General features: G+C 64.9%; 12 protein-coding genes. 6 read left to right on the plus strand and 6 right to left on the minus strand.

Features of this window, described 5'->3' with window-relative positions:
* Nucleotides 1-23: 23 nt before the first annotated feature.
* The 4 genes from ACN9M1_RS23830 to ACN9M1_RS23845 all read right to left on the minus strand — a co-directional run bounded on the left by ACN9M1_RS23830 (nt 24) and on the right by ACN9M1_RS23845 (nt 6,131).
* Nucleotides 24-1,757: a tannase/feruloyl esterase family alpha/beta hydrolase gene (locus ACN9M1_RS23830; RefSeq protein WP_426399330.1), complete on the minus strand. Its 1,734-nt coding sequence runs from the start codon at nt 1,755-1,757 to the stop codon at nt 24-26.
* 60 nt (nt 1,758-1,817) lie between these two features.
* Nucleotides 1,818-3,710 (minus strand): feruloyl-CoA synthase, encoded by a 1,893-nt coding sequence (locus tag ACN9M1_RS23835; RefSeq protein WP_426400718.1) that lies wholly within the window; start codon nt 3,708-3,710, stop codon nt 1,818-1,820.
* An 81-nt stretch (nt 3,711-3,791) separates the two neighbouring features.
* Entirely contained in the window at nt 3,792-5,255 is a 1,464-nt protein-coding gene (locus ACN9M1_RS23840) for an aldehyde dehydrogenase (protein WP_426399331.1), read from the minus strand.
* A gap of 42 nt (nt 5,256-5,297) precedes the next feature.
* On the minus strand, nt 5,298-6,131 hold the full coding sequence (locus tag ACN9M1_RS23845) for a p-hydroxycinnamoyl CoA hydratase/lyase (protein ID WP_426399332.1): 834 nt from the start codon (nt 6,129-6,131) through the stop codon (nt 5,298-5,300).
* 188 nt (nt 6,132-6,319) lie between these two features.
* Here ACN9M1_RS23845 and ACN9M1_RS23850 point away from each other — a divergent pair, with 188 nt between their 5' ends.
* From ACN9M1_RS23850 to ACN9M1_RS23865, 4 genes are all read left to right on the plus strand, one after another.
* A complete protein-coding gene (locus tag ACN9M1_RS23850; protein WP_426399333.1) occupies nt 6,320-6,802 on the plus strand; it encodes a MarR family winged helix-turn-helix transcriptional regulator in 483 nt (160 codons plus the stop codon).
* Between the two features lie 177 nt (nt 6,803-6,979).
* Nucleotides 6,980-10,174, plus strand: coding sequence for an efflux RND transporter permease subunit (locus tag ACN9M1_RS23855; RefSeq protein WP_426399334.1), 3,195 nt, complete (start codon nt 6,980-6,982; stop codon nt 10,172-10,174).
* Nucleotides 10,167-11,456 carry an efflux RND transporter periplasmic adaptor subunit gene (locus ACN9M1_RS23860; RefSeq protein ID WP_426399336.1) on the plus strand — a complete coding sequence of 430 codons (1,290 nt, stop codon included), beginning with the start codon at nt 10,167-10,169 and terminating at the stop codon, nt 11,454-11,456. Before ACN9M1_RS23855 ends, ACN9M1_RS23860 begins: the two co-directional genes overlap by 8 nt.
* Nucleotides 11,453-12,910: an efflux transporter outer membrane subunit gene (locus ACN9M1_RS23865; protein WP_426399338.1), complete on the plus strand. Its 1,458-nt coding sequence runs from the start codon at nt 11,453-11,455 to the stop codon at nt 12,908-12,910. Before ACN9M1_RS23860 ends, ACN9M1_RS23865 begins: the two co-directional genes overlap by 4 nt.
* Before the next feature lie 3 nt (nt 12,911-12,913).
* Here ACN9M1_RS23865 and ACN9M1_RS23870 read toward each other — a convergent pair whose 3' ends face one another.
* On the minus strand, nt 12,914-13,831 hold the full coding sequence (locus ACN9M1_RS23870) for a hypothetical protein (RefSeq protein ID WP_426399339.1): 918 nt from the start codon (nt 13,829-13,831) through the stop codon (nt 12,914-12,916).
* A 648-nt stretch (nt 13,832-14,479) separates the two neighbouring features.
* Between ACN9M1_RS23870 and mqo the strand changes: the two genes are divergently transcribed.
* Both mqo and ACN9M1_RS23880 read left to right on the plus strand, forming a co-directional pair.
* Entirely contained in the window at nt 14,480-16,117 is a 1,638-nt protein-coding gene (mqo, locus tag ACN9M1_RS23875) for a malate dehydrogenase (quinone) (protein ID WP_426400719.1), read from the plus strand.
* Between the two features lie 119 nt (nt 16,118-16,236).
* On the plus strand, nt 16,237-16,710 hold the full coding sequence (locus tag ACN9M1_RS23880) for a hypothetical protein (protein WP_426399340.1): 474 nt from the start codon (nt 16,237-16,239) through the stop codon (nt 16,708-16,710).
* A 26-nt stretch (nt 16,711-16,736) separates the two neighbouring features.
* Here the strand turns inward: ACN9M1_RS23880 and ACN9M1_RS23885 are convergent, their stop codons facing one another.
* Nucleotides 16,737-17,390 carry a helix-turn-helix domain-containing protein gene (locus ACN9M1_RS23885; RefSeq protein WP_426399341.1) on the minus strand — a complete coding sequence of 218 codons (654 nt, stop codon included), beginning with the start codon at nt 17,388-17,390 and terminating at the stop codon, nt 16,737-16,739.
* Between the last annotated feature and the right edge of the window lie 11 nt (nt 17,391-17,401).

Here is a 17,401-nt window from a genome sequence, read left to right on the forward strand (position 1 = left end):
TCCTTCCGGAAGTTGGGCCGGCGTCATTGGCAGCTGAAGCTCGATGCGTCGTTGATGTTGCCGGTGCCCGTGTAGCGCGCGGTCTTCGGATACGCGCACAGCGGGCGGGTGCGGTCGTGGCCGGCGGCGTTCCAATCGCTCGGCACTTCGGTGTTGGGCACGGCGTTGGCCGGGCCGCGTGCGGTGGCCACTACGCTGTCAGGTGCGACACCACGCTCCACCCAGGCCACCAGCGGCGTCAGCATGTCGAACTGGTCTGCTGCCGGGCCGCCCGAGCAGTGGTTCATGCCGGGTACCGGATAGAAGCGCGCGAAGTTGCTGGCATCGCCGCCGTTGGCTGCGGCCAGGCGCTGGTACCAGTCCGTTGTGTCGTCGGACGAGAAGACCGGATCGCTGGTGCCGTGGTAGACCATCAGCTTGGCGCCGCGCTGCTTGAGTGTGCTGAGGTTGGTCTCGTTGGGCGGCGTCATGAATGACCATGACGATTCGGTGTACGTCGCGTCGGTGGCGAAGATCTTGGGCGCGTCGGTATCCATGTTGAACGCCAGCCCGTACGCCGTGAGCGTGGTGATGGCGGACGCCGGCTGCGGTGTCGTCGTAAACACAAAGGCCAGTGCCGCCGGATCCAGCCGCAGCGAGTTGCCCTGCTTCCAGGCTGACCAGCCGCTGCCGCTGATGCCGGCATCGAACGGAAAGCCCGAGTACAGCGCTTGCCCCGCGCTGTTGCGCGCGCCGGCAAACACGTTTGCCAATACGGTTTTCTGTGCCGGGGTCAGGCACGTGCCATCGCGCGTGCTGGTGCAGGTCGGCACATCGTTGGCGAGGCTGAACGCGGCCTGGCAGGCCTTGAGGTTGTTCACCATGCCGTCGGTGGCGCCATCCAGTGCGTCGCACTTGGCGAGCACGTGGCTGGCCACCATGGCCCGCTCCGTATCGGTGAGCGACGTGGTGATGTCGGGTTGCCCGGCGCTCGTGTTGGCGGTGGCCACCGTGGCCAATTGCTGCGCGGTATACACCTCGTTGATGGCCGCCTTGGGCAAATGGAAGCCCGGGTCGCCCGCCAGAATGCCGTCATACGCATTGGCCGAACGCGCTGCCGCCACCATCGCATGGCGCCCGCCGTTGGAGCAGCCGCCAAAGTAGCTGCGGTCCGGCGCCTTGCCGTACACCTGCGCGATCATCGACTTCGCCATCGGCGTGAGCACGGCGACCGCGTTGTAGCCGTAGTCCTGCCGTGCTTGTGGGTCCAGCCCGAACAGCGGGTTCTGGCTACCGTTGTGCCCCGCATCGGAACTGATGACGGCAAAGCCCGAGCCCAGCGCGCTGCTGATGGGCCCACCGCCCAGGCTCCCAAGCGCCGTCAGCACAGCGCCGTCCAGCCCGCCGTTGGCCTGATAGAAGAAGCGGCCGTTCCACGCTTTCGGCAGGCGCATCTCGAAACCGATGGCGTAGGTCTTGCCGTCCACTGGGCTCACACGCGTGTTCATGGTGCCGGTGATCAGGCAATGCTCGGGCACGGCGTTGCCGCCCACGGTCAACGTGCCGGCGGCCACGGTAGAGATCGCCGTAATGCTGGTGTTGGCAAAGCTCAGCTTGCCGGCAAAGCTCTCGCACGTGGCGGCGAGGTTCATGCCGGTGGCGGGAGCGAGTTGGGGCAACGCATCGCTGGTGGCGGCACTGTCGTCGTTGCAGCCGGCGCAACTCAGCGCGAGGGCGAGCGCGGACAGTGCCATGCCCCGTGACATGACGGTCTTCATGAGTCTCCTCCTGGGTGGATGAACCGGTCTTTGCCGGTTGGTCGTGGTGCTGCGTTGGGATCAGCCCGCGCGAATCACGGCAGGGTCGCCATCGCGATACAGCGCGTCGACCTGCGCCGCGCGGTAGGCCAGCACAGCGCGCTGGTTGAGCGTGCCCTTGTCGGTGATCTCGCCGCGGTCCAACGAGGGCGGCGCATCGAGCAACAGCAGCCGCGCCACACGCGTGGCGCTGCCGGTGGCCGTGGCATTCAGCTCATGCAACAGCGCGGCAAATGCGGCGCGCACGGCCGGTGCAGCCAATACCTCGGCCACCGTGGCCGCGGGCGACAACCCCACCAGACTCCGGCATCGCTCAACCTGCGGAAACACCATCAGGCCGATGTCGTCACGGTTCATGCCGGCAATCACCACGTCCTGCACATACGGTGCGCCCGTTGCGATCACGCGGGCACGCAGTGGCCCGACGCTCACGAAGGTGCCAGAGCTGAGCTTGAAGTCCTCCGCAATGCGGCCATCGAAGACGAGGCCCTTCTCGGGGTGCGCCGGATCATAGAAACGCAGGGCATCGCCGCTGCAGTAATAGCCGTCTTCGTCGAAGACGTCGGCGGCGGACGCGTCGCCCAAGCGCCAGTAACCCCGCATGACGTGCGGCCCGCGAAAGCGCGCTTCCAGCTTGTCGCCCACCGGCACCAGCTTGAGTTCGCAGCCCGGCGCCGGCGTGCCGACATAGCCCGCACGCATGATCGGCTCCGTGGTGAAGAGGCAGCACGGCGAGGTCTCGGTCATGCCCAGGCCGGCCATGATGCGGATGCGTTCTCCGCAGTGCTGTCCGGTCACGCGCTCCAACCGATCCCACGCGTCTTGCGACAACCCCGCGCCGCCAAAGAAGTAGAGCTTCACACGTGAGAAGAAGGTCTCGCGCAGCGCCGGGTCCCGTTCCAGCGCGAGCGCAAGTTCTTCCCATCCCTTGGGCACGTTGAAGTACGCCGTGGGCGCGATCTCGTGCAGGTTGCGCAGGGTCTCGTCAAACTTGCCGGGCACGGGCCGGCCGTCATCAATGTAGAGCGTGCCGCCGTTGTAGAGCACGATGCCCACGTTGTGGCTACCGCCAAAGGTGTGGTTCCAGGGCAGCCAGTCCACCAGCACCGGCGGCTCCTTGGCAAACTCGGGAATAGTCTGGCGCAGCATCTGCTGGTTGCTGCACAGCATGCGGTGCGTGGTCGGCACAGCCTTGGGCTGGCGTGTCGAGCCGGAGGTGAACAGCACCTTCACCAGCGTGTCGGGGCCGGTGGCGGCCTGTGCGGCGTCGGCGGTGGTCACCGGTGTTTGCAGCAGCGTATCGAAGGCGGTGGCCTTGGTGACGATATGGCCCGGCAATGCACCGTCCCGCGTGATGACTTCAATACCCTCCGGCACCACAGCGTCGATGGCCTTGGCGAAGGCTGCGCCCTCTGCGGCATAAACGAGCCCCGGCGTGAGCACGTCAAATACATGGCGCAGCTTGCCGAAGTCCGTCGACACCAACGCATACGGCGGCGACACCGGCGCATACGGCACACCCGCCCACATGGCGCCAAACGCCAGTTGCAGATGCTCCAGATCATTGCCGGAGAGAATGGCCAACGGGCGCTCGGCGGACACACCACGATCCAGCAGCGCCTGGCCGATTGCGCGGGCGCGCTCCAGCATCTCGCGGTAGGTCAGCTTGATCCATTCACCGTCCGGGCCACGACGTGCGGCCAGCACACGATCCGGGTGGCGCTGCGCACCGGCCACCAGGCAGTCCGTCATGCGCTGAGGGTGGTCCGCCAGTGCTTCGGTATTGCGCACATGCCAGACCGTGCCGTCCCGCTCGCAACGGGCAGGCGCATCGCTCACGGCGACCTGTCGATAGGGCACACCGGCCGGGGGCGGCGCAGGGTGCCCGGTTTGAACCTGCCGGGTTTGCTGCATTTCGACGTGATTCACGTCTTGTCTCCTGAATGCGCCGCCCGTTTTATGGTTGTAGTGGGCGGCTGCGGCACTTCAGATCGGTTAAATCGGGTAGTGGCGAGGCGTGTTCTGTAGCGTGATCCAACGCAGTTCGGTAAATTCGGCAATCGATGCCTTGCCGCCAAAGCGCCCGTAGCCGCTGCTCTTCACGCCGCCAAACGGCATCTGCGCCTCGTCGTGCACGGTGGGCCCGTTGATGTGGCAGATGCCCGATTCAATGCGCTGCGCCACCTGCATGGCACGCGACACGTCGCGGCTGAACACGGCGGCAGACAAGCCGTATTCACTGTCGTTGGCCAGGCGGATCGCTTCTTCATCGCCATCCACACGGGCCACCGTCACCACGGGGCCGAACGATTCCTCACCGTACAGCCGCATGGCGGGCGTCACGCCATCGACAATGACCGGCTGCACGATCGCGCCATCTGCGTGCAAACCCACCGGCAGCGCGGCGCCTTGTGCGCGCGCGTCTTCCACCAGCGCCTGCACACGCTTGGCCGCATCCACGCTGACCATCGCGCCGAGTTGTGCGGTGGCGTCCATCGGATCGCCTGCGCGCAGCGTGCGGGCTTTGGCGGCCAGCTTCTCAACCAGCGCATCGGCAATCTTGCGATCGACAATCACACGCTCGGTCGACATGCAGATCTGGCCCTGATTGAAGAACGCGCCGAAGGCAATGGCCTCCACGGCGGCATCGAGGTCGGCATCGTCCAGCACCAACACCGGTGCCTTGCCGCCCAGCTCCAGCAGCGCGGGCTTGAGGTGGCGTGCCGCGTGCTGCGCGATGATGCGCCCCACGTGCGTCGAGCCGGTGAAGTTCACGCGCCGCACGGCCGGATGCGCGATCAAGCGTTCGACCACCTGCGCGGCATCCGCAGGCGCATTCGTCACCACGTTGACCACGCCATCACCCAGCCCCGCTTCGTGCAGCACCGTGCCGATCAGCCGGTGGATACCGGGGCATATTTCCGATGCCTTGAGCACGACCGTATTGCCGCATGCCAGCGGCATCGCGAGAGCGCGCGTGCCCAGAATCACCGGCGCATTCCACGGTGCAATGCCGAGCACAACGCCGCACGGCTGGCGCACCGCCATCGCAAAATTGCCCGGTACATCCGACGGGATCACGCTGCCGTCGATCTGTGTAGTCATGGACGCGGCTTCGCGCAGCATGTTGGCGGCCAGCATGACGTTGAAGCCGATCCAGTTGGGGCTGGCGCCCGTCTCGGCGGCACCGGTACGGATAAAGGCATCGGTGTGCTGGTCCATCAAGTCAGCGGCCTTGAGCAGGCGCTTGCGGCGCTCGCCCGGCGGCAGTGCGGCCCACGCAGGAAAGGCATCGGCAGCCGCTTGCACGGCGGCGTCCGCATCCTCCAGCGTGGCAGCGGCCGCGCGCGAAGCCACCGCATCGTTGACGGGGTTGCGGCGCTCGAAGGTGGCACCGTTGGCGGCCGGCCGGCTTTGTCCGCCGATCAGCAGGGTCACAAGCTGATTCACGTCAGGCATGGATCGTCTCCGGGGGCGTTGTATGCGGGATCGACGATGGCGTTAAGCGCGCTTGTACGCTTGCAGGCCCGGCTTGATCGACTTGTCGTCGAGGAACTGCTTGAGCCCCTGCTCGCGGCCGCCTTCCGGATCACGCAGCGTGGCCTGGTCGAGCTTGGCGTAGAGGTAGTCCTCGTTTTGCTCCCACGTCAGCTCGCGGCTGCGCTTGAAGCCGTGCTTGGCGGCACGCAGCACCACCGGGTTCTTCTCCAGCAGCTTCTCGGCCAGCGCCACGGTGCGGGCGCGCAGTTGGGCACGCGGCACGCTCTCGTTGACGAGGCCCATGGCCGCCGCCTGCGGGCCGGTAAAGGTTTCGCCGGTCATGATGTAGTACAGCGCCTGGCGGTGGCCCACCGTATCGGCCATCGCCTTGCTGACGAGGTTGCCCGGCGGGATGCCCCAGTTGATTTCCGACAGGCCGAAGGTGGCTTCGTCGGCGGCAATCGCCAGGTCGCACGCCACCAGCGGCGAGAACCCACCACCAAAGCACCAGCCGTTGACCATGGCGATGGTCGGCTTGGCGTACATGCGCAGCAGCTTCCATTGCCACTGGCACGCATCGCGGCGGATCTTTTCTTGCAGGATCTCCGGGCCGGCATCGACTTCGCGGAAGTATTCCTTCAGGTCCATGCCGGCCGTCCAGGCGTCACCCGCGCCGGTCAGCACCAGCACCTTGGCGTCGGCATCCAGCTCCAGCGCTTCGAGCACCTGGATCATCTCCGAGTTGAGCGTCGGGCTCATGGCGTTGCGCTTTTCAGGGCGGTTGAACGTCACCCACGCAATCCCCTGGTCGACCTTCACGTCCACGGTTTTCCAGCGCCCTTGGTAATCAGCCATTTCCATCTCCTTGATCTGTCGGCTTGCTTGAGACCGGCACCGTCCGGTGTGCGGTGCGTCTCAGCTTGGTGCCCATTTAATATCAGGTAGCCTGATATCACAAGGAGATTGTGCTTGCCGTAAACCCTGATCCAAAAAACGCGTAGCAGAATGTGCGCATCTGCACGCGCATCCACCTCCCCACATCCATGGCGGCCACCAAAACCACCCGCACCGCACCTCGATCGAACCCGCCGGGCTCGGCATCTGGGCCGGCAACGTCCGCCCGCCTGCCCTACCTGATCGGCCGCACCGATCGCATCGTCAAGCGCCGCCTGGGTGAAGCGCTCGCCCCGCACGGGCTGACGGTGCCGCAGTTCACCGCGCTGTCGGTGCTGTATGCGCGCGGCAGCCTGTCGAACGCGCAACTGGCGGAGCGCTCGTTCATGTCGCCGCAATCGGCCAACGAGGTGGTGAAGACGATGGAAGCGCGCGGGTGGGTCACCCGTACGCCCGACCCGACGCACGGCCGCATCGTCATGCTGGGCTTGACTGACGCGGCGCTTGCGCTGCTCGCGCTGTGCGATGAGGCTGTCAGCCGGCTGGAGAAGGAAATGCTGCAGGGGATCGACGCCGCCCACGCGGAGTTGCTGCACGATCTGCTGCTGCAATGCGGGCGTAACCTGCGCTGAGCGCGCCCCTTCTGTGGCCCCTTCAGTTGCCCCGGCAATCGCCGTTATGCAATGTAATAAAGACAGATCAAAGGAACGTGCAGAGCGACTGAGCCCGGCGATAGAATGATGAGTCACCGCCGTTCGAGCGGATTGCGCCCCGATCAACGCTTCGCACCGCAGTTCTGAAACCTCTCCATGTGGATTGTCCAACTCGCGCTGCGAAGGCCGCTGACGTTCATCGTCCTCGCCCTGCTGATCCTGCTGGCGACGCCGTTTACGCTCATGCGTACGCCGACGGACATCTTTCCGGAAATCGACATTCCGGTTGCCAGCATCATCTGGAACTACAACGGCCTGCCCGCCAAGGAGATGGCCGACCGCATCGTCTCCGTCACGGAGCGCAGCCTGACGACCACCGTCAACGACATCGAGCACATCGAGTCGCAATCCCTCGGTGGGGTGTCGATCATCAAGGTGTTCTTCCAGCCCAACGCCAACATCCAAACCGCGCTCGCACAGATCGTGGCAAGCACGCAGGCGCAGGTGCGGCAGTTGCCGCCGGGCACCACGCCGCCGTTGGTGATCAAGTATTCGGCGTCGAGCATCCCGATCCTGCAACTGGGTCTCTCGAGTAACACACTCTCGGAGCAGGAACTCAACGATGCCGCAGTGAACTTCCTGCGCCCGCGCCTGATTACCGTGCCGGGCATCGCGGTACCGTTTCCGTACGGCGGCAAGAGCCGGCAGATCACGGTGGACCTCGATACGCAGAAGCTGCTCGCGCAGGGCCTCACGCCCGTGGACATCGTCAACGCAGTCGGCGCGCAGAACCTGATCCTGCCGGCCGGTACGCAAAAGATCGACGCCACAGAATACGGCGTCACGCTCAACGGCACGCCGGGCAGCATCGCCGCGCTCAATGCAATTCCCGTCAAGACCAGCAACGGTGCGACGCTCTACCTGGGCGATGTGGCCAACGTACGCGACGGCTTCTCGCCGCAGACGAACGTGGTGCGCCAGGACGGCCAGCGCGGCGTGCTGCTTTCCATCTTGAAGAACGGCGGCGCGTCCACGCTGGATATCGTCAACAACATCTACAAGCTGTTGCCGACCGCCGCCGCCGCGCTGCCGCAAGACCTGAAGATCACGCCGCTATTTGACCAGTCGCTCTTCGTGAAAGCCGCCATCGAAGGCGTGATTCGCGAAGCGATCATCGCCGCGTGCCTGACGGCGGCCATGATCCTACTGTTCCTCGGCAACTGGCGCAGCACGGCCATCATTGCGGTGTCGATTCCCTTGTCGATCCTCTCGTCGATCATCGTGCTGCATCTGATTGGCGAGACCATCAACCTGATGACGCTCGGCGGCCTGGCGCTCGCGGTGGGGATTCTGGTGGACGACGCCACCGTCACCATCGAGAACATCGAGCGCCACCTGCACGAGGGCAAGGAGCCCGTCACCGCCATCCTCGACGGTGCGGCCGAGATTGCGGTACCGGCCTTCGTCTCGACGATCTGCATCTGCATCGTGTTCGTGCCGATGTTCTTCCTCACGGGCGTGGCGCGTTACCTGTTCGTGCCGATGGCCGAAGCGGTGATCTTTGCGATGCTGGCGTCGTATGTGCTCTCGCGCACGCTGGTGCCGACGTTGGTGATGATGCTGATGACCGGCCATACGGACGACGCGAAAAAGCCCAGTGCATTCCGCCGGATATACGAGTCCTTCAACCGGCAGTTCGAACACATGCGCGGCAACTACGCTGCCATCCTCGGCGGGCTGCTGGAGCACCGCCGTATGTTCGCGCTGTCGTTCCTCGGCTTCTGCGTGGCGTCGTGCGCGCTGTATTTCGCGCTGGGCCGCGACTTCTTCCCCGATGTGGATGCGGGGCAGATCCGTCTGCACATGCGTGCGCCGTCGGGCCTGCGCATTGAGGAAACCGCACGCCTGGCGGATGAAGTGGAAACCGCCATCCGCGAGATCATTCCCAAGCAGGAACTGTCGACCATTCTCGACAACCTGGGCGTGCCGAACTCGGGGATCAACCTCTCGTACAGCAACGCCGGCACCATCGGCACGCTGGACGGCGAAATCCTCATCGCCCTGCACGAGGGCGAGCGCAAACCCAGCGCGACCTATATCAGCCGCCTGCGCGAAGAATTGCCGAAACGTTTCCCGGGCGTAGAGTTCGCGTTCCAGCCGGCGGATATCGTCAGCCAAATTCTGAACTTCGGTTTGCCCTCCGCGATTGATGTGCAGTTCTCGGGCGCGGATGTGGCGACCAACCAGCAGTTGGCCGGCATCCTCGCCAACCGCATCAAGCAGATTCCGGGCGCAGTCGATACGCACGTGCACCAGCGCTTCGACCAGCCGATGCTTGCCCTGAACATGGATCGCACGCGCATCCAGCAGGTCGGCCTGGAAGGGCGCGACGTGGCGCAGAACCTGCTCGTGTCGCTCAGCTCCAGCTTCCAGACCTCGCCCACGTTCTGGCTGAACCCGATCAACGGCGTGGTCTACCAGGTGGCCGTGACGAGCCCGCAATACCGCGTGGATTCGCTCGATGCGTTGCTGCGCACGCCTGTGGCGGGTTCGCGGGGCGGTGCTGCGCAGGCAGGCGGCCCGCAACTGCTGGGCAACCTCGTTCAGGTGAGCCCGGGCGTGCAACCACAGGTGGTGTCGCACTACGACATCACGCCCGTGGTGGATGTGTATGCCTCCGTACAGGGGCGCGACCTCGGCGCTGTCGCCAAGGAAGTGCAGAAGGCCGTTGACGACATCCGTCCCAAGTTGCCGCGCGGCGCGCAGGTGACGGTGCGCGGTCAGGTGAAGACGATGGAGTCGTCCTTCCTCGGCTTGGGGCTGGGCCTGGTGATGGCCATCGTGCTGGTGTATCTGTTGATCGTCGTGAACTTCCAGTCGTGGATCGACCCGCTCATCATCGTGACGGCCCTTCCGGCGGCGCTGGCGGGCATTGCGTGGATGCTGTTCGTGACAGGGACCACGCTGTCGGTGCCCTCACTCACGGGCGCGATCATGACGATGGGCGTGGCGACGGCCAACTCGATTCTGCTGATCTCATTTGCGCGTGAGCGGCTGGCGGAAGGGATTGCGCCGGTGCAGGCCGCGCTGGAAGCCGGCGCCACCCGCCTGCGCCCGGTGCTGATGACGGCTCTGGCGATGATCATCGGCATGGTGCCCATGGCGCTGGGCCTGGGCGAAGGCGCCGAGCAGAATGCGCCGCTGGGTCGTGCGGTGATTGGCGGTCTGCTGTTTGCGACCGTCTCGACACTCTTCTTTGTTCCGGTGGTGTTTGCCAGCGTGCACAACAGATTGCAGCGGCGCGCCACCCGGCGTAGTCACGATTTGCGGGGAAGTGAAGGACATGTCTGAGCAAACATCCGGTGCGCATTCTGGGCACCATCCGGGGCAGCAAGCGGGGCATCACGTCGTCACCGTTGACCCGATCGAACAGGTCGACCGCGGCCCCGCGATGCGTCGCGCACGCTGGGTCGTGATCGTCATAGCCGTGCTGCTGGCGCTGGGCGCCGCGCGCACGCTGGTCAGCCGTTACTACAATGCGCACGCGCTGGAGCGCCAGGTGAACGCGCAGACCAGCCGCTTCGTCAACACCACCACGCCCAAACCCGCCAAGGCGAATCGCGAACTGACACTGCCGGGCACGCTGCAGGGCTATGTGGAATCGCCCATCTACGCGCGCACCAGCGGCTACGTGCTGCGCTGGTTCAAGGACATCGGCGCGCATGTCGACAAGGGCGAGGTTCTGGCGCTGCTCGACACGCCGGAAGTCGATCAGGAACTGAACCAGGCCCAGGCCGCACGCAACCAGGCCGCTGCCCGCAAAGCACTGGCACAGACATCCCTCACGCGCTGGCAGAACCTGCGCCAGAAAGACGCCGTCTCGCAACAAGAGCTGGACGAGCGCACCAGCGCCGCCAACCAGGCTCAGGCCGACCTGGCCGCTACGGAAGCCAACGTGCGCCGCCTGCAAGAACTGCAAGGCTTCCGCCGTGTGGTCGCGCCATTTGCGGGTGTGGTCACCAAGCGCAATGTCGACGTGGGCGCGCTCGTCAACGCCGGCAACGCCGGTGCCAACCGCGAGCTGTTCACGCTGGCGCAGACCGATCCGCTGCGCATCTATCTGTATGTGCCGCAGGCGTATTCGCAGCAGGTGAAGGTTGGGCAGGACGTGGCCGTCACGCTGGCCGAACTGCCGGGCCAGACCTTCCACGGCACCATCGCGCGTGCGTCCGGCGCCATCGACACCGCCACCCGCACCATGCAGGTGGAAGTGCAACTGCCCAACAAGGACGGCCACCTGATGCCCGGTGCATACGTGCAAGTCGCCATCAAGGGCAAGACCTCCGGCGACGAGGCTGACGCCGGCGCATCGACTGCCTTTATCGTGCCGACCAACACGTTGCTGTTCCGCAAGGAAGGGCCGCGCATAGCCATCGCAGAAAACGGCCGCGTCGACCTGCGCCCCGTCGCCATCGGGCGCGACTACGGCCGCAATGTCGAAATCGTCTCGGGCCTGAAGGCGAACGATGCGCTGATCCTCAACCCGGCCGACTCCATCGAGCAGGGCGAAGCCGTGACCATCGTCGCGCCTGCGCCCGCATCGGCACCTGCGGCGTCCGCGCACGCATCATGATCCGCCTGCCCCGGCTACGCGCGACCGCGCTGGCGGCGACGCTGATCGTGTCGCTGGCCGGCTGCTCCCTGGCGCCGACGTATGAGCGTCCGGCCATGGACATGCCTGCGCACTGGCAGACCGAAGCGCCCTGGCGCGCCGCGCAGCCCGCCGACGACGCGCCCAAGGGCCCGTGGTGGCGGCGCTTCAACGATCCGCAGCTCGACCAGCTGATCACGCAGGCGCTGCAGCAAAACCAATCGCTCAAGGTCGCGCTGTCAAACCTGGAGCAGGCCCAGGCGCAGACGCGTATCGCACGTGCCAGCTTGCTGCCGACAATCACGGCCACCAACAACGACACACGCACGCGCACCTCGGCAGATCGACCGCTGTCGTCGTACACCAGCCCAACTATGTCGACCGTGCAAAGCGATTTCGTGCTGCGCGCTGACGCGAGCTACGAAGCCGACCTCTTCGGCCGCGTACGCAACACCGTCGCCAACGCTGCCGCCAGCGAAGAACAGGCCGGCGCCAATTTCGAGAACTTCCGCCTGCTGCTCGCTGCCCAGGTGGCCACCACCTGGTACAACCTGCGCGAAACCGATGCGGAAATCGCCGTGGTGCAGGAAGGCCTAGCCCTGCAGCGCAAGGCACTCGATTACGTCACCTCGCGGCATCAGGATGGCGTGGCCTCGGGGCTCGATCTTGCACAACAACAAACGCTGGTCGACAGCACCGCCACGCAGGCCGAGCTGTTGACCAAACAACGCGCGCAGTACGAACACGCGCTGGCCACGCTGGTGGGCACGCCCGCTCCGGCCTTCCATATCGACCCGGTTCCGCTCAAGGGCTCGGCGCCGCAGATTCCGGTGGCGCTACCGTCCGACGTGATCGAACGTCGCCCCGACGTGGCCGCCGCCGAGCGCGGTGCCGCCGCAGCCAACGCGCAGGTGGGCGTGGCACGCGCTGCGTTCTTCCCGAGCGTGATGCTCAATGGCGGCGCCGGTTGGGAGAGCCGCGATCTCGCGCTGCTGTTCTCTGCGCCCACACTGCTGTGGTCGTTCGGCATGCAGATCGCGCAGACGGTGTTCGATGCCGGCCGCACCCGAGCACGCGTGGACTTTGCCAACGCGGCTTACCAGGGCGCGATCGCCAATTACCGGCAAACGGTGCTCGGCGCATTGCAAGAGGTGGAAGATGGATTAGCCGGGCTGCAATCGCTGGACCGCGCCGCAAACCAGGCGCGTGCGGCTGTGGAGAGCGCCCGCAAGGTCTATGACATTGCCAGCGCGCGTTATGAAGGCGGGCTGGCAACGTCGCTGGACGTGATCACCGCGCAGCAGTCACTGCTGAACAACCAGCGCACAGCGGTGCAGATTCTCGGCCAGCAGATGGCGACGAGCGTGTTCCTCGTCAAAGCCGTGGGCGGCGACTGGAACCAAACGGTCACTACGCCCCCAACGGCCAAGCGATAAGCGTCAGGCGATGGCACGCAGGAACCGCGCGCCGATAAACAGGCCGGCCAGCCAACTCAACACCAGCGCCACGGTGACGAGCAGTTCGAGCAGCGCAGATGCGTCGCCGGGCACGCGTAGCGCCAGCGCAATCACCGCTGCAGACAACGCGCCTGCTGCAAACAGGCTGACCAGCAGCGCCCCCAACCCCGATGCCAGCGTGCGCACCAGCGGCGGATGCACATGCGCCGGCGGACAGAGCACGGCCATGCGTGCGCGCACGTAGGCTGCCGTGCGCGTGGCGTCGGTGGCCTCGGCGTGATGACGCATCACGTGCATCCAGGTTTGCGTTTCCAGCACACCGGAGCTGAGTTCCTGCGTCACGCGGCGCAGTGCCGCGCGCTCGCGTGCGTGGTCGGTGGCATCGGTTGGTGTTTCGTTTCGGCTGGGCCGGTCAAACGCCGCGGGTACGGCAGCCGGATCACTGGCGCGCACCTCATGCCGATAGGTCACGCGCGCGCGACGCGATCGGACGATATAAGCCATCGACACAATGGGCGTCAGCATCTGGAACGCGTTCAGCAACAACATCCAGCCCCCGTCTGCTGCATAGCCGGACGCCCGCCCTTCCACGCGCATCCCGAATGCCGTGTACAGCGCAAGCGGCAACTGGAGCAGGCAGTACGCGAACCACATCCACAGGAACCATCGCACCCGCAGGAACGCCACCACCACGAGCCCCAGCGGAACCAGCAGCCAAGACAACGCGAATGGCCATCGGGCCGACATACCGCCCATCTTGGGGACTAGCACCATGGTGAACACCATCGCCAGCATCGGCAGGGTATTCAGCCACAGCAGCGTCACGAGCCAGCCACGCACGCCGTACAACCGATGCGCTTTCGCACGCGCCGCTGAGATTGCGATCCAGCTTTCCTGCATGAAGCTCCTTTGTGGGGCGGGACAGCCTCTTGCTGTCGGGCAATGCCGCGTTTTTCGCATTGTGTCATCGCGCAGATGGCGTCCCCTCCCCTCCACCGTGGGGAAATTCTTAAATCTTCCTAACACTTCCGCCAACCCAATGCCGGCGCGGCTTTGCGGCGAAACAACGTTATTTAACTCTGATTGATACAACGCTAACTGTTGTTCTGAAGTCTCGGCTTCTGGAAGTTGTGATGCCGCATTCGAAGAGGGGCGCAAAGCGCCAATGCTGCGCCGCAAAACACAATCGTCAATTTCGGTTATATTACGCGCCCGGTCGCGCGTGGCACGTCAACGCGCGGCCCCTTCCGCAACCCGCAACGGCAAAACCAACGGGCTTGCGGATGCGCTTATCCGGCGTTGCCCCACATGCCCTGTTGCGGCGCAGTTCTGCGCTTTGAGGCGTATTGGCGGCAATACGCGCCCACCTTTCCTCGCGCTCGCATCTCGCGGCGCCCTGTATCCCCGAGTCGGTACATCGATTGCAGTCCTCACGGAACGCTGTGCGGACAGGGGCCGAGTTCGTCGTGTTGCGACGCACCATTTCGGGGCACAGGAAAGGCCGGCGTACGGTGAATTCGTTCAGTCAGTTTGAGAGAGTGGGTTGTGTTGATCAAAGCAATTCGAAGGGCCGTATCGGCGGTGGTGGTGTGCTTCGCGGCAGCGTCCGCGCATGCGGCCGAGGCCAAGAAGGTGGATGTGCTGCTGGTGGGCGGCGGCATCATGAGTTCAACGCTGGGCGTGTGGCTGCATGAGCTGGAACCCAACTGGTCGATGATGATGATCGAGCGCCTGGATGGCGTGGCCAAGGAAAGCTCCAACGGCTGGAACAACGCCGGCACGGGGCACTCGGCGCTGGCTGAGTTGAACTACACGCCCGAGAAGACCGACGGCCATATCGACATCTCGAAGGCCGTCGAGATCAACGAGTCGTTCCAGATCTCGCGCCAGTTCTGGACCTGGCAGGTCAAGAACGGTGTGCTGACGAACCCGCGCTCGTTCATCAATTCGACCCCGCACATGAGTTTTGTGTGGGGCGACGCAAACGTTCGCTACCTCAAGAAGCGCTACGAAGCGCTGCAGGCGAGCCCGCTGTTCCGCGGCATGCAGTATTCGGAAGACTTCGACCAGATCAGCAAGTGGGTCCCGCTGATGATGGAAGGCCGCGACCGCTCGCAGAAGGTGGCGGCCACGTGGATGCCGGTGGGTACCGACGTGAACTTTGGCGAGATCACGCGCCAGTTCGTGAGCTATCTGCAGCGCCAGCCCAACTTTGCGCTGTCGCTGTCCAGCGAAGTGCGCGACATCAAGCGCAATGACGACGGCACCTGGCACGTCACGTATGTCAACCTGCAATCGGGCGCGCAGCAAGACGTAGACACCAAGTTCCTCTTCATCGGCGCAGGCGGCGGTGCGCTCAAGCTGCTGCAGGCGTCGGGCATTCCGGAAGCGCGTGAGTACGGCGCTTTCCCGGTGGGCGGCTCGTTCCTCGTCACCGACAACCCCGAGGTGGTACAGCGCCATTTGGCCAAGGCATATGGCAAGGCGTCGGTGGGTTCGCCGCCGATGTCGGTGCCGCACCTGGATACGCGCGTGCTTGATGGCAAGCGCATCATCCTGTTCGGGCCGTTTGCGACGTTCTCGACCAAGTTCCTGAAGAACGGGTCTTACCTCGACCTGCTGCGCAGCACGAACACGCACAACGTCATGCCGATGATGCACGTGGGCCTGGACGAGTTTCCGCTGGTGGAATACCTGGCTGGCCAATTGATGCTGTCGGATGACGACCGCTTCAACGCGCTCAAGGAATATTTCCCGAACGCGAAGAAGGAAGACTGGCGCCTGTGGCAAGCTGGTCAGCGCGTGCAGATCATCAAGCGCGACGAGGCCAAGGGCGGCGTGCTGAAACTCGGCACCGAGATTGTGACGTCGAAGGACGGCACCATCGCGGGCCTGCTCGGCGCATCGCCGGGTGCATCGACTGCGGCGCCGATCATGCTGAGCGTGCTGGAGAAGGTGTTCAAGGACAAGGTAGCCACACCCGCGTGGCAGCAGAAGATCCGGCAGATCGTGCCGAGCTACGGCACCAAGCTCAACGACAGCCCGGCGAAGGTCTACGAAGAGTGGGTCACCACGGCCAACGCATTGCAGTTGAGCCCGCCGCCGCAGATCGACATGCGTGTAGCGCCGGCTGCCAAGCCTGCGGCACCGCAACCTGCCAAGGCCTCGGCGGAGATGGCGCTGTAATCCCGCTGCCTTCGCTTTGCATCAACGCATTTCGCCCCGCGCCGCCGGGGCGATTTCTTTTGTGCGCTAGAAAGCGAAGTGGGCCAGTCCGGCGCAAACCAACCGATTCGGGTGTCACCTTGAAACACAGCTTGATCTCTGGGATTGCCGTTGCGCTGGCCCTATTGGTCTCCGCCGCGCACGCCGCGCCCGATTGCGTGGGCACCGCCGCGCCGTTCTTTGAAACCGGCGAAATCCAGTGGCAGTGGAACGCGGCGCTCAAGGCCCACGAGCACATGATCTGCGGCGATGCCACCACGCCGGGCAAGCCGTTCATCCAGATGCTGAAGTTTCCGCCCCACTACGTGGGCGGCCGCCACAACCACCCGATTGACCGCGTGGTGATCGTGGAAAGCGGCAAGTGGATTTCCACCACCTACGACGGCCCGAAGGGCACGGCCGAAGAACACGTCATCACCGCTGGCAAGAAGTACTACGAGCCGGCGTATTACGACCACAGCTTCGCCACCGGTGAAGACGGCGCGGTCATCTATGTGCTGGGTTGGTCCGGCCCGAACATCCGCCTCGACCCAAACTACAAACACGCAGATTGAGCGATCGGGCCGCTAGGGAACGCGGCTCAGATCACATCGCCCAGGTCACGCACATCGGTACCGGTGCAGCACGCGAGGATCTCGGCCGGTTCCTCGCTGACGGACAGATAGACGTGACCAACGGCGCTGTCGAAATACAGGCTGTCGCCCGGCGCCAGGCGAAACGCTTCGCCGTTCTCGAAGCGCAATTCGATTTCGCCGCCGAGCACGAACACGAACTCTTCGCCAGGGTGGCGAATGTAGTCGGGAAAATCATCGACCGAGCGCGCGCGGATGTGCGCGCGCATCGGCAGCATGCGTTTGCCGGTCAGCGCATCGGCCAGCATGCCGTATTCGTAATTCGGCGTGTCGTAGATGACTTGGCCGCCCGAGGGCGTGAAGGTCGGACGCAGTGGTCCGGCGTCCGGCGTCCGGCGTCGGCCCAGCAGTTGCTCGAACTCCAGCCCCAAGGCTTGCGCGAGGCCGGCAAACTTCTCATACGTCAGGGCAATGTCGCCGCGTTCGGCCTTGGAGATGGTCGACAACGCCACGCCAGAGCGCTCCGATAGCTCCTGCAGCGTCAACCCACGTGCCTTGCGCGCCTCACGGATGCGCGCACCCACTTCCTGATGGTTGAGTTGCGCCGGCGCCTCATCGGCAGGTAAATCGTGTTGGATGGCGGCTTTTGTGCTCGATGCCACGCGCTGTCTCC

The sequence above is a fragment of the Ralstonia sp. R-29 genome, from assembly GCF_049913345.1.
In the GTDB taxonomy this organism is placed as follows: Bacteria; Pseudomonadota; Gammaproteobacteria; order Burkholderiales; family Burkholderiaceae; genus Ralstonia.